Origin of the sequence: Bradyrhizobium sp. (assembly GCF_019242285.1) — a bacterium.
Classification (GTDB): Bacteria; Pseudomonadota; Alphaproteobacteria; order Rhizobiales; family Xanthobacteraceae; genus Bradyrhizobium.
This window is the reverse complement of record NZ_JAFAVV010000707.1, coordinates 1-12576: the sequence shown is the minus strand read 5'-3', so window position 1 is coordinate 12576 and position 12576 is coordinate 1. Positions and strand designations below refer to the sequence as shown.

Annotated in this window: 13 protein-coding genes and 1 pseudogene; 5 read left to right on the top strand and 9 right to left on the bottom strand. The window is 65.8% G+C overall.

The genetic code is table 11. The features are described from left to right. A pseudogene (locus JOY90_RS28605) lies at window positions 1–327 on the bottom strand (HrpE/YscL family type III secretion apparatus protein); the annotation flags it as partial. Window positions 328–616: 289 nt separating this feature from the next. Between JOY90_RS28605 and JOY90_RS28600 the strand changes: the two are divergent. From JOY90_RS28600 to JOY90_RS28585, 4 genes are all read left to right on the top strand, one after another. Continuing rightward, complete coding sequence (locus tag JOY90_RS28600; RefSeq protein WP_291694447.1) at window positions 617–1411, top strand: hypothetical protein; 795 nt, start codon at window positions 617–619, stop codon at window positions 1409–1411. 1 nt (window position 1412) lies between these two features. After that, window positions 1413–1601, top strand: coding sequence for a hypothetical protein (locus JOY90_RS28595; protein WP_291694446.1), 189 nt, complete (start codon window positions 1413–1415; stop codon window positions 1599–1601). A gap of 208 nt (window positions 1602–1809) precedes the next feature. After that, window positions 1810–3870, top strand: coding sequence for a LysM peptidoglycan-binding domain-containing protein (locus tag JOY90_RS28590; protein ID WP_291694445.1), 2061 nt, complete (start codon window positions 1810–1812; stop codon window positions 3868–3870). A gap of 217 nt (window positions 3871–4087) precedes the next feature. Next, window positions 4088–4348, top strand: a complete 261-nt coding sequence (locus tag JOY90_RS28585) for a hypothetical protein (RefSeq protein ID WP_291694444.1) — start codon at window positions 4088–4090, stop codon at window positions 4346–4348. A gap of 97 nt (window positions 4349–4445) precedes the next feature. Here the strand turns inward: JOY90_RS28585 and JOY90_RS28580 are convergent, their stop codons facing one another. After that, a complete protein-coding gene (locus JOY90_RS28580) occupies window positions 4446–5153 on the bottom strand; it encodes a GntR family transcriptional regulator (RefSeq protein WP_291694443.1) in 708 nt (235 codons plus the stop codon). Between the two features lie 140 nt (window positions 5154–5293). Next, window positions 5294–6340, bottom strand: coding sequence for an EscU/YscU/HrcU family type III secretion system export apparatus switch protein (locus JOY90_RS28575; RefSeq protein ID WP_291694442.1), 1047 nt, complete (start codon window positions 6338–6340; stop codon window positions 5294–5296). A 229-nt stretch (window positions 6341–6569) separates the two neighbouring features. Between JOY90_RS28575 and JOY90_RS28570 the strand changes: the two genes are divergently transcribed. Continuing rightward, window positions 6570–7361 carry a tetratricopeptide repeat protein gene (locus JOY90_RS28570; protein WP_291694441.1) on the top strand — a complete coding sequence of 264 codons (792 nt, stop codon included), beginning with the start codon at window positions 6570–6572 and terminating at the stop codon, window positions 7359–7361. A 42-nt stretch (window positions 7362–7403) separates the two neighbouring features. Here JOY90_RS28570 and JOY90_RS28565 read toward each other — a convergent pair whose 3' ends face one another. The 6 genes from JOY90_RS28565 to JOY90_RS28540 form a co-directional block, all read right to left on the bottom strand. Continuing rightward, on the bottom strand, window positions 7404–7874 hold the full coding sequence (locus JOY90_RS28565; RefSeq protein ID WP_291694440.1) for a hypothetical protein: 471 nt from the start codon (window positions 7872–7874) through the stop codon (window positions 7404–7406). A 23-nt stretch (window positions 7875–7897) separates the two neighbouring features. Beyond that, window positions 7898–9217 (bottom strand): type II and III secretion system protein family protein, encoded by a 1320-nt coding sequence (locus tag JOY90_RS28560; RefSeq protein WP_291694439.1) that lies wholly within the window; start codon window positions 9215–9217, stop codon window positions 7898–7900. A 61-nt stretch (window positions 9218–9278) separates the two neighbouring features. After that, entirely contained in the window at window positions 9279–11438 is a 2160-nt protein-coding gene (gene sctV, locus JOY90_RS28555; protein ID WP_291694438.1) for a type III secretion system export apparatus subunit SctV, read from the bottom strand. 7 nt (window positions 11439–11445) lie between these two features. Then, entirely contained in the window at window positions 11446–11775 is a 330-nt protein-coding gene (locus tag JOY90_RS28550) for a tetratricopeptide repeat protein (RefSeq protein ID WP_291694437.1), read from the bottom strand. Next, window positions 11772–12152, bottom strand: a complete 381-nt coding sequence (locus JOY90_RS28545; protein ID WP_291694436.1) for a hypothetical protein — start codon at window positions 12150–12152, stop codon at window positions 11772–11774. Before JOY90_RS28545 ends, JOY90_RS28550 begins: the two co-directional genes overlap by 4 nt. A gap of 45 nt (window positions 12153–12197) precedes the next feature. Continuing rightward, window positions 12198–12576: EscD/YscD/HrpQ family type III secretion system periplasmic domain-containing protein (locus JOY90_RS28540; RefSeq protein WP_291694435.1), on the bottom strand; the 379-nt coding region annotated here is incomplete at its 5' end.

The following is a 12576-nucleotide window of genomic DNA, read 5'->3' as shown; positions in this document are numbered from 1 at the left end:
CTCGCCCAACACCCGCCGCACGATATCGATCGCGAGCCGGGCGATCTCGTGGTCGAGCCCGGCCAGATAACGATCCACTTTGGCGGACGTGTCGCTCACGAGGCGCGTCGCTTCGCGCGAACCTTCGGCGCGGCCATCCTCGTAGCCCTGGGCGTGGCGCGCCTGATAGGCCGCGTCGGCGTCCTGCCTGATCCGCTCGGCAGCCGCCGACGCCGTGGCGAGGAAGCGATAGCCGTCGCTCCACGCATCAGCCTCCGCGGCGCGCAATACCTTGCGCCCGGGGCCATTCGGGAGAATGCCGACGGACGTCTGCCGCAGTTCGGACATGCCTTCTATCACTTCCGGCCATATCGGCCGGCCCAACTGAACAATCCTGAACGAGAAGCGGTGTAGCGGAGCCATCTGGCCGCAATCGGGGCGCGGCGGGCGGAGCGAGCAACAATTCTGAATAATGTATGCGGTTTGTTCGATCGGCGGGGGTGAACATTCCGTTTCAATCCGGTCCCGTATGCATGATTTTGAATTACGATCTGCGCCTTGGAGACTCCCTGCCGTCTCCATCAGTTCGTCAAGGCGTTGGTAGCAATCGCAACGGATGTTCTGGACGGAGGATGGAATGGGCTTCAATCCGCTGAAGGCCGTTGAGCACGCGGTCGGCTCCGTAGCACACGCGATCGGCGATGCTGCCGAGGAGGGCGGCAAGGCGTTCGAGAGCGCGCTGAAGGACGCCGAGCAGGCGGCGAAGCACATGTCTTTGTCCGACCTCGGCCACACAGCGCTCGATGTTGCCTCGTTCGTGCCCGGGCTCGGCACCGTGACCGGACTGGTCAATGCGGGCTGGTACGCCGCGGAAGGGGATTGGAAAGACGCGGCGCTCTCCGCCGCAACCGCGATTCCGATCGCGGGCGATTTCGTCGACGCGGCGAAGGTGGGCAAGGACGCCATCACCATCGGCAAGGATGTCGAGACTGCGGTGAAGCTGGGCGAGGACGCCACGAAGGTCGCGGAAGACGGCACGAAAGTGGCGAAGGACGCCACGGACGTCGCGCAGGCCGGCTCGGATGCGTCGAAAGCGGAGAAGGTCGAAACGGTTCCGACGCAGCCGGCCACGAGCCCCAGCATCACTCCGGAGGAATTGAGCGGAAAGACACGAACCGAAATCCGAGACATGGCGAACGACAAGGGTCTGGTGCCGAAGGGGGACACCGCGCACGCCGACTATCCAAGGAAATGGTCCGATCCGGTCACCGGAGAGCCGCGATTGCGGCTGGATCGAGGACATGTCGATCCCACGACAGGTCTGCCCTACAACAATCCAAATGCCGCGGTTGATCACGTACACGGGTATGAAGTGGGCGGAAATCCGATTAAGGTGAATGGCGACAAACATATTCCCACCGCAGGCGAGTGACATGGCAGGCAACCAGGAACGGCAAGTGTTCGATCTGATGGATGGCGCCGTTCGGGTGTGGGTGGAGCAGGAGGCGATTCACCTGATTGCGGTCGAACGCCCGCATCTCGATCCGGTCGAACTGACCGGCGCGATGGCCAAGCGGCTGGCTGAGGCCTTAAACAGCATGGCAGACCAACTCGACGATTAGCGGGCTGCGTCCTGCCCCCGAGGCGCGATGCGGCGATCCGGGCATGCAAGCTCTGTTGCATACTGAATAATGTGTGCAGCGAACGTGCTCTGCGCCATGACGCATCGCGCGTCCCGACCCAATGTCGCCACGCTCATGATCTCCATCTTGCATCGTGACCACGCGCCGCGATCGGCGCGGCCATCCGATCCTGCTCGAGGGGGCTGCCATGTCAAACATCTTCGGAACGCTGCTCGACGGTGCGGTGAACACGGCGAAACGCGTCGAGCACGACGTCCAGAAGGGCGCGACCGACGCCTGGAACAGCACGGTCCGTGACGTCAAGTCGATCGTCGACGGCGGGAAGAGCAGCGCGGATGCGACCCTGAAGCAATCCGTCGACCAGCTTCATCACAATGGCGATCAGACCACGCTCAACCTGAGCGCCAACGGCAAGTTCACGGCCCCCATTCTCGACGGCGCGCCGCTCGGCGCGCAAGGCACAGACAGCGCCGCGATCACGATCAAGCAGGTCGGCGGCCCCAATGCGCCGGGCAGCACCGGGCCGACGCAGCCGGAAACCTATCAGGTGACCTTGACCGAAACCCAGCAGGTCGGACTCAACTCCGAGTTCGATTTCGGCACCAGCAAGGTGAAGGCCGGCACGGTCGGTGTCGAGGTCAACGGCGGCGTGACCAATACCGTCACCGTGACCGTCAAGACCAAGGAAGACGCCGAGCGCATCGCCAAGACCTACGCGAAGATTCTTGCGTCGAACCAGGTGCAGATGGAAGCCGACGACGTGCTCAGCGGCGGAGGCGCCCAGGCCGGGAAGGCGCTGACCTTCGACAACCCGATCATGGACGCCATCGACGGCAAGGGGGGCAGCCAGAACCTGCCGCAGAACATCGCGCTCAAGGTCGAAGGCGTAAACTCCTCGGATCTCTCCTTCCTGAAGAGTCATCTGACGAGCTCATCCCACACACTCACCGTGTCGGGCAATGCCAAGGTCGGCCTGTCGCCCGGCGACCTCCTGGCCAAGACTCCGCTGATCAAGAACAATCCCGGCCTCAAGGACACGTTCAATCTCGTCGATCTCAGCGTCAAGCCGGACGAGAGCATGAGCCTGACCCGCACGCTTACTTATCCCTCCGCCAATAAGCCGGCGACCGTCTCCTACACGCTCGGCGGCCAGTTGTCGGCCACCTACAAGGCAGGCTTCAAGCTTCCGTTCGGCCCGGACGGCAGCAAGGGTCCGCTCAAGGTCAGCGGCCCGAATCTGCAGGAGCAGGCCAGCCTGCAGAGCAGCGTGACGGCGACCTACGACCTCAAGCCGGGCGACATCGATCATCCCGAGACCGCGCTCACGAAGCAGGGGCGCTGGAACAAGCCGGACCAGATCCAATTGAAATCCGTGGTGCAGAGCAATCCGACCTTCGATGGTGGCGCCGGCGTCACCTACAAGGGCGGCGTCGTCGACACCGATACGGCGACGGTGACGCTCAATCACGCGAGCAAGCCCGGCAACCTGCGTCTCTTCGCCGACGCATTGAAGGCCGGCGCCACCGGTGATTCTGCGACCGCGTCGCGCGATGAGCTGAAGCTCGGCGCGGATTTCACCGCAACCGACCTGACGACCGAAGCCAACCGCAGCGCGCAATCGCGGGTCAGCTTCGATCCCTCCATCGGGATCGGGGACCTCAAGCTGTCCGCCGGCATCAACGCCGACATCACCACCGACACGGTGACGTCGAGCCAGACCCGGACCTTTTCGGGCGCTCGCGAGTCTCCGATCACACCAAAGCAGCCGCCGACGGCGCCGCCTCCGCCAACGCTGCCCCACGGACAATACGTCGTCATCCCCCGGCTTGGCGTCAACGTCCGACAGTCGCCCTCGGTTCAGGCCGGCAAGGCCGGCGACATCCTGCATGGCAGCTTCGTCACGGCCACCGGCGGGCAGCGTACCGATGCGCAGGGCAATGTCTGGCTCCAGGTGAGCGGCACGGACATGGCCGGACGATCGGTGCGGGGCTGGGTCGAACAGCGCTACCTCGCATCTCATCCCGACGGCGCGTTGTCGGGTACCGGCCGTATCGATCCGAGCAAGCCGCCGCCGGGTTACGTCGCCCATGTCGTCTCGCCCAACGAAACCGTGTTTGCGATCGCGGTCGAGAACCACGTCACCGTGCAGGATCTGGAAGATTCGAACGGCCGCCACATCATCGATCCGAGCCTGATCTTCCCGGGCGACGTCATCTACGTGCCGACGGATGCGCGCGGCACCGCGTGAGGCCGAAAGATGGCGCAACGATGCTGACGGAGGCGAATATGTGCCCGCATTCGCCTCTTGCGTAATGAATACAACAAACGAAGCCTGGCGCGCTGTTTGTGATTGAGCTGTCAGGTTTCAAAAATATAGTTTTCCGCGTTGAGGATTGGCCGAAACGGCCATGGCGGTTGGGGCAACGACTCGATCATTGTGTTCGAGCAAACCTCAGGAGCAAAGCATGAGTTTTCCAGGAATGGGCGGCATCGGCAAGATTGGCGGCGACATGATGAATATCATGGGCGACATGGCCAGCCACAACTTCGGGAAGATGGGCCAGGATTTTGCCCAGATGATGAAGGACGTCGGTCAGAACGACAAGGATTGCGACGACAAGAAGCATCACCACCATCATCATCAGAATCAGTGCGACCAGAATCAGTGCAACCCGCTGCAGGAGATGTCGCAGTTCATGGGCGGCATGCTCTCGAGCATCATCTGACCCAGCGTGTCGGATCGCGGTTTGCCGGATTGCGCTGAGCGAGACCGCTACGACTTCCAGCAAATCGAATCTTCGGGGAGCGAGGCCATCGCCGACGTCACCGTCGAACGGACGGTACGGAAGCGGGCTTCGCTCCCTTCGTTTCGAGGCTGTAAAAAGCTTCCCTGACCACCTTGGCGAGGTGACTGGCGCGCTGGCTTGCAATGGCTGCCAGGGCCCGGCTGTCTCTCGCTTCGAGCGCCGCGAGCATTCGCTGGTTGTCTTCGATCGTGTCGTCCCAGTTGGGGAACAGGTTGCGGGCGACGGAGAGCACGCTGCCGAGCCGCGCTTCCAGCATCTGATGAATCTCGGCGAGCGTCTCGTTCTCGGCGGCTTCGATCATCGCCCGGCGGATCGCCCGGTCCAATGCAATGCAGGGTTGCTTTTCGTCCCGCTCGAGGTGCTCGACCATGTGCTCGTGCAGGGCGCGGATCGCCGCGATGCCGGCGTCGTTGATATGGCCGCAGATGCGGTCGCTCGCGAAGGCCTCGAGCAGACCGAGCAGGCCGATGACGTCATCCGCCTGGTCCGGCGTGATGCGGACGACGATCGCGCCGCGATTGGGAAGCAGCTGCACCAGCCCCTCGACCGACAAGACCTTCAAGGCTTCCCGCAGCGGCGTGCGCGAAACGCCGAAGCGCGTGCACAAGGCCTGTTCGCGGATGCGCTTGCCGGGGATCAGTTCCCGCTCGATGATCATGTTGCGAATGAGGCCGGCCAGCTCGTCATGAAGGTTCTTGCGCGGAATCCTGGAATCACTGGGCATCGTACTACTCTGCTGCGGCCGTCAACTCACTCAAAGTTGCGCAATGCCGCAGGAATGAGCTGACATCATGACGCACCCGATCGGGCAGGCCTATTACTCTCGCATCGTGGCTGCGCGTGCAGCGCGGAAGAGAGTTCCTGTCATGCAGATGACATCTTGAACAGGATCTGCGCGATCGGACCGAAGAATTCTCGCTTGATCGTATCGCCGACCGCATGAGCCTCCATCAATCCCGGCGCGAGCTCCGGGTCCTCGACGATGGTGATGCCACGCTCGCGGGCTTCGGCGCGCATGCGCTGCCCGAGCTCGCCTCGCCCTTTGCTCACCACGACAGGGATCGGCGTGTCTCCGGCCTGGTACCGCAGCCCCACGATCTGGTCGCCATGGGCGATGGCAACCACCGCGTGTCGCAATCCGGTACGCGTTTGCGACGCGGCCAGACGGCGGTGGATGCGCCGACGCTCGGAACGGATCAGCGGATCGCCCTCGAGATCCTTCTGCTCGCGCTTGTATTCGGTGCGCGTCATGCGCATGTCACGAAGGAACAACCGCCGCTGCACCAGCATGTCGACGAGGCCGATCGCGATGAAAGCGATGGCGGCGGCGGCAGCGAGCGGTTTCAGCGTTTGCAGGGTGACCGGCGCGATACAGCCGGAACCGCAATCCGGCGTCTGGAACAGGGATTGCAAACGGCCGCTGATGGCGAACCAGAATGCGGCAAACAGCACGATCAACTTGGCCAGGCCCTTGGCGAATTCGACGAGATTGCGCAACGAGAAGATCCGCTTGGCTCCGTCGACGGGATTGATGCGCTCCATCTTCGGCGTCACCAGGTCGAAGGAGAACACCGGGCCGGCGGTCGCGGCGAGCCCGGCCGCGATGACGGACAGCACCACGACCGCTCCCACCGTGAGGCCTGTCGTCAGCAGGACATCGAGTGCCAGCCCGACGGCCCGCGGCGCCGATTGCGCAAAAGGCTCGATGGAATAGCTCGCGATCGCGTCGAGCAATTGCAGGATGTGATCGCGGATGTTCGGCCAGGCGAAGAACAGCAGCGCGAGCGTCGCGGCAAGCGAGACACCGGTCACGAAGTCCTTGCTGTGGGCGACCTGGCCGCGTTTGACGCGCGCGTCGCGGAGCTTCTTCTCGGAGGCCGGCAGGGTTTTCTGTTCGGATTCATCCGCCATTGCGATCCTCCGCGGCTAATCAGTTGCGACGGGTGTGGCCTGGAAGTACCAGGAGCGGCAGAACCGCGGACGTTGGTAGCAGGCGCCACATCCTTGCCGCAGCCCGCGCATGATATGCCCGCAGCCATCGTTTGAAAGCCGCACGCCCATGCACGCGCGTTCCGTTCTGCGTATCATTGCCCTCGCGTCCACGCTTGCGGGCTGCGCCAACCTCCAGGAAAACATCAGTGTGGCCGAACAGGGCAAGCCCGAAGGCGGCGCGATGGCGGCCATGGCGCAGCAGCGCAAAGGTGAGAGCGCGGAGGCGAGCGAGCAGGGCAACGCTGAGGACGGCCTGCTGCGGCTCGCCTCGGATATCGAGGCGCATGGACAGCGCGAGGCGGCGCTTCCGATCTACCAGCGCGCCGTTTCCCTGAGCGGGGGCACGCCCGACTCCTATGTTCGACTCGGCGATGCCTGCCTGCGCGCGGGCCGTTTCAAGGATGCTTCGGAAGCGTACCGGGCGTCGCTTGCGAAAGCACCTGACAATGCCGAGGCGCTGCTGGGCGTCGGTTCCGTCATGGTGCGTCAGGGTCGGCCGGAGGCGGCGCTCGAGACGCTCAGCAAGGCCGCGCCGCTCCTCAACACCGCGGTCGCCTATGACCGGCTCGGAGTGGCGCAGACGCTTGCCGGCCAGTTGCCGCAGGCGCGGGCCTCGTTCGGAACTGCCGTGCAGCTTGCGCCCGATGATCTCGACATCCGCACCAACCAGGCGCTGGCGGCCGCGCTGGCCGACGATGGCGAGGCGGCGCTCACGACGATGCGTGAAATCGCCCACTCGCCCGTGGCCGAAGCGCGGCACCGGCGTGACTTCGTCGTCGTGCTCGGAATGACGGGCCACCCCGCGGAAGCGGAATCCGACACCGCGCTCGGCGATCTGTCGAAGAAGGAAGTGCGCGGCCTGCTGGCGCGTGCGAGCTCCATCCGCAGCCTGAGCGATCCCAAGGCGCGCGCCAAGGCGCTCGGAGCCATCGCCGGCTGAGCACATCGTCCGCGTGCACGCCTGCGGCACGGCCAGCACCTCTCATCGCTGAGAGGGCTTGCCCTGCGCCGGCGCTCCCCCCGGCGTCTGCGCGCTCTCCTCTTCGGTCGTCGCCGGCGTCGCGCCTCCGGGCTTGCCGGCGCTGGCGCCGAGCGGCATGTCGCCCCCGTTGATGTAGCGTTGCGCGGCGCGTGCGGTCGGCGCTGCCGGCGCGCGGCCCAGCGGGCGGCCCTTGACGAGATCCTGCTGCCGCTCGGTCATGCGGAGCAGGTTGTGGTCGTTGGCGCAGCCGGGCGGAAGATACAGACCCGTCGGAACCGACGCCGTCGGATCCGGAATCTGGCAGGAGTCCGGAACCAGCACATAGCGCACGCGGTCGGGATGCCTCGCCGTTGGCGCCGGCACCGGGTAGTAGCTGTAGGTCGCCTCATGGTCCGGCGGGATGTCGGCGCAGCCGGCGAGCGCAAGCAGGGCCGTGGCGAAGCAAAGGTGTCGCGAAACAGAAATGGTCATGACGTTTTCCTTAGGGCCCGTGCTCATTTCATGATCAGGCCCGACGACCGCACCGGTCGTGACGGGTTGACGAGGACGGCGTCCGGCGCCGGCGCAATCTCGGGGCGGTCGAGCGGGGTTGCGACGTTGTGGTCGCGCACCGGCTTGACGAGATAGGGCGTGATCAGGATGACGAGCTCGGTCTCGTTGCGGCGATAGCGCTCGGATTGGAACAGTGCGCCGATCACCGGCAGGTCGCCGATGATCGGGAATTTCAGCGGCGCGTCCGGCGACATCTCGCGCTGGAACATGCCGGCCATCGCGAAGGTTTCGCCGCTCGCCATCTCCAGCGTGGAATCGGCGCGGCGTACCGTGAAGCTCGGAATCTCCATGCCGTTGATCTTCACCCCGCCGGTCTGCGCCAGGCTGCTCACCTCGGGGCGGACGCGCAGCGCGATCCGGTTGGTGCGGATCAGCGTCGGCGTGAATTCCAGCGAGACGCCGAACGGCTTGTACTGGACGGTGACCTGGCCGTTCGGGCCGCCGGGGAAGGGCACCGGAATCTCGCCGCCGGCGAGGAAGCTCGCGGTCTGTCCAGTCACGGCGGTCAAATTGGGCTCGGCCAGGATGCTGATGACGCCACTGCGCTTCAATCCGTCGATCAGGGCGTCGCCGCCCAATCCCGCCCTGCCGAACGAGAAGGTGCTGGCGTTCTCGAGGATCGTGCGCCAGTCGAGGCCGACCGAGTGCAGGTCGCTGCGCGACACCTCGGCGAAGCGTACGCGGATGTTGACCTGCTGCGATCCCGAGACCGTGGCGTTGTTGATCGGCGGCTGCGCCGGCGGCGAGTAGCTCTGCGCCACGCTCGCGACGTCGACCGATTCCTCCACGGTGGAAGCATTGCCCTTGACCGCGACACGGTTGCCGAACAGCGCGAGGTCCATCGTGGAGGTGGGGCGAAGCTCGCTCTTCGACTTGTTGGCGGGCCGCGGATCGATGACGACGGCGAATTCGACCGAGGCCTGCACCCGCGTGTCGCGCGACAATGCGATCAGGTTGGTGGTTCCCGTCTTCTTGCCGTAGACATAGACCACGTTGGACGACACCACGCGCAGATCGGCGATTTCCGAATCGGCGACGTAGACGGATTCGACGGCCTGGTCGAAGCGCAGGATGCGGCCCTCGCCGACCGGCAGCTCGAAGGAAGGCTTGCTGGGCAGCGGTGTAACCTCCACCGCGGCCGCAGGCGCGATCAGCGCCATCCAGACAGCGACGGCACACGCCGCTGCAAAGGCCCACACACCCGAGACCAGGAATGGTCTTCTCGGATGTTGGTCGTAGCTCACCCCCACAATCCCCATCATCGTCTCTCCATGTTCTATGGTCCGGACATCGAGGTCTCACGTCCCCTAACGTGACACCGCCTCAATGCCCGGCGGCATTCTCCAATTCCATCGTGCTCTTGCCGATCTCGGCCTCGTCCCTCGCTTCACCGGTGATGGTGGCGAGCGCCTGCAGGCTGAACTCCGGCGCCAGCTCCTGATAGGAGAGCACCGGAAGGTCGAGCTCGTTGCGGACCAGCAGCGCGCGCATGTGCCGCCGGATGTCCATCGAGGTCAGGATCGCGGGTCGCGCGTCGGCCGCGGACGCGGCGATCATGCGCTTGATCTGCTCCAGCGCCGGCCGCACCGTCGCCTCGGAAATGCTGACGAAGGAACCGACCGCGGTCGGACGTACCGCCGAACGGATCAGATCTTCCAGCGAGCGCGACATCAGGTAGGCCGCGATCACGCGGTTGCGGTCGGCGCAGCGGAAGCAGATCTGCCGCCGCAGCGCGATGCGCACATATTCGACCAGCAGCGCGGGGTCCTGCTCGCGCTTGCCCCATTCGATCACCGCCTCGAGGATCAGGCGCATGTTGCGGACCGGCACATCCTCCTCGACGAGGCGGCGCATGACCTCGGCGAACTTCTGCAGCGGCAGTGCGCTCTGCGCCTCCTTGACCAGGTCGGCGGCTTCGTTCTCGGCGGCGGCGAGCAGCGTGCGCGTCTCCTGCAACCCCACGAAATGCGTGGCGTAGGCGCGCAGCACCTGGGCGAGATATCTGGCCAGCGCGTCCGGCGGCGCCAGCGCGGCGATGCCGGCTTCCGCGAGCGCGGCCTCGTGCTCGCGAGCGACCCAGATGGTTCGCTCGCGCTTTGTGATCGGCGTGCCTTCGCGATGGGGAATCGCCAGCAGGTCGAGCTGAAACGTCTCGGCTTCGACCATCAGGCCATCGGGGGCGATGCTGCCCTCGGCGACGGGAACCCCGTCGAGGTCGATGCGGAAGCTGTCGGGCCCGCTTGCGCTGTCCACCGACAGTTGCGCCGGCGACGTCGCAACGCCGAGATCGCTGAACAGATTCCGGCGCGCGCGCTCGGCGGCCGCCTGGAAGGCCGCTGCCGGGACGGCGGTCGCAAGCGCGGGGCCGAGCCATACGATCAGCCGGCCGCGCGGCGGAAGGCTTTCAGCCGCGGTGGTGCCGATCGCGGGCGCGCTTGCGGATGGCGGCAGCGCGCCTGTGCCGGTGGCGCGGGCTCCTGTGGCGGCCACGATCGCCGTCGATGTGGCGGGCCGGTGCCGGCCCACCCAGTAGCTGGCCCCTCCCAGAATGGCCGCCAGCGTCAGGAACGCCGCCGTCGGGAAACCCGGAAGGAAGGCGAGGCCGAACAGGATCAGCGCGGCAAGGCCGAGCACGCGCGGGTTGCTGACGAGCTGGCTCGTGATCTCGCCGCCGAGGTCGCGCATCTCGTCGCTGGCGACCCGCGTCACCACCGTTCCCGCGGCCACGGAAACGAGCAGCGCCGGAATCTGCGCCACGAGACCGTCGCCGACGGTCAGCAGCGAGTAGGTCTGCGCGGCGTCGCCGAGCGCAAGTCCGTGCTGCAGCGTTCCGACGGAGATGCCGCCGATCAGATTGACCATGATGACGACGAGGCTCGCGATCGCGTCGCCCTTGACGAACTTGGCGGCGCCGTCGAGCGCGCCGTAGAGGTGGCTTTCGCGCTCGAGCCCGCGCCGCAGGCGGCGGGCCTCGGCCTGGTCGATGTCGCCGTTGCGCAGGTCGCTGTCGATGCTCATCTGCTTGCCGGGCAGGGCATCGAGGCTGAAGCGCGCCGCGACCTCGGCGACCCGCTCCGATCCCTTGGTGATCACGACGAACTGCGCCACGGTGATGATCAGGAACACGACCAGCCCGACCGTGATGTTGCCGCCGATGACGAACGCGCCGAACGCGCTGACGATCTCGCCGGCGTCGGCCTGCAGCAGGATCAGGCGCGAGGTGGTGATGGTGATGGCGAGACGGAACAGCGTCGCGATCAGGATCACCGACGGCAGCGAGGAGAACTCGATCGGCCGGCTGATGTAGAGGCCGGTCAGGAGGATGACGACGCTGACGCCGATGTTGATCGTGATCAGCACGTCGACCAGCGGGGTCGGCAGCGGCACGATCATCATTGCGACCGCGACCAGCACCAGAACGCCGACCAGCAGATCGCTGCGGCGGGAGACGACCGTGAGCAGGTTGCCGAGGTAATTCATCATGATCTGATCACCGCGGTCGAAGCATGTATTGATCGAGCGCGGCGCGGGCTTCGCTCTCGCGTCCGCAGGCCCAGAGGGCGCGGCTTTCCAGCAGATCGAGCGCCGGGTGGTCGCCGCCCTCCATCGCGCGCAGCCGCTCCATGATGGCGATGGCCCGTTGCGGCGCGCCGTCGATCAGGAAAGTGTAGGCCAGCGTCCGCAGCACGCCGACGTGGCCGGGTGCCAGTCTTGCGGCAACCATCAGGATCGCGATCGCGCGGCGCGTCTGTCCGTGCTGCCCGTAGAGGTAGCCGGCCGTGTGCAGCAGTCCGACGGTATCGTCGAGGGTGCCCGTCACGTCGCGATCCCCCGATGCAACTGCTCGATCAGCTCGCGGCGCCGCGCGATCTCGGTGGTGAGAACGGCTTGGGCGAGCGAGCGCAGCTCATGGCTTTCCTCGAAGGTCGGGACGATGTCGGCGACCAGTTGCTCCAGGATGCCGAGCGCGCGGCCGCTCTGCAGGATCTGGGGCTCGGCCAGCCTGGGCATGATGAAGTCGGCGATGTCGGCCTGCGGTGACCTTCGTCCGCTGGCATCGTCGGCCGGGCGCTCGCCGATTTCCGCCGGGGTACGGAAATCATCCAGCCGCGCGGCGCCGTCGACGATCTGCCTGCGTGCCACGGGGCCGACGCGCTCGGCGCCGTCGACCCCGCTGACGCCGGCGGCGGCGGGCAACTCGCGTTGGATCTTGTTGGTTGCCACGTCCGCGACCTCCGTCCGCTAGCGATAGGTCAGCGCGACGGTCTCGCCGTCTTTGGCGAGCAGGATGCGTTCTCCGTCGATTCCGCGGATCGTCCAGCCGTTGTCGAGCGTGGCGCCCTGATAGAAATGCGCGCCGTCCGCCGTCACGACATAGGGATGATCGCCGAACCAGACGGCCTGCAGTTGCAGGAGCGGCGTGGCGCGGCCGTCATTGGCGACGAAGTTCGTGGTCAGGAGCAGGCGGCCCTTGTAGGTCTGATCGAACCAGTGCTGGATCGCGGACCAAGCGGCGTTGTCACGGCGGCTCAGGCTGCCGTCGACGGCAAGACGGCCATCGGCAACATTGACCCGCAGCGTTCGGATATTGGCCGCATTGATCTTCTTTGTGAGCTCCTGC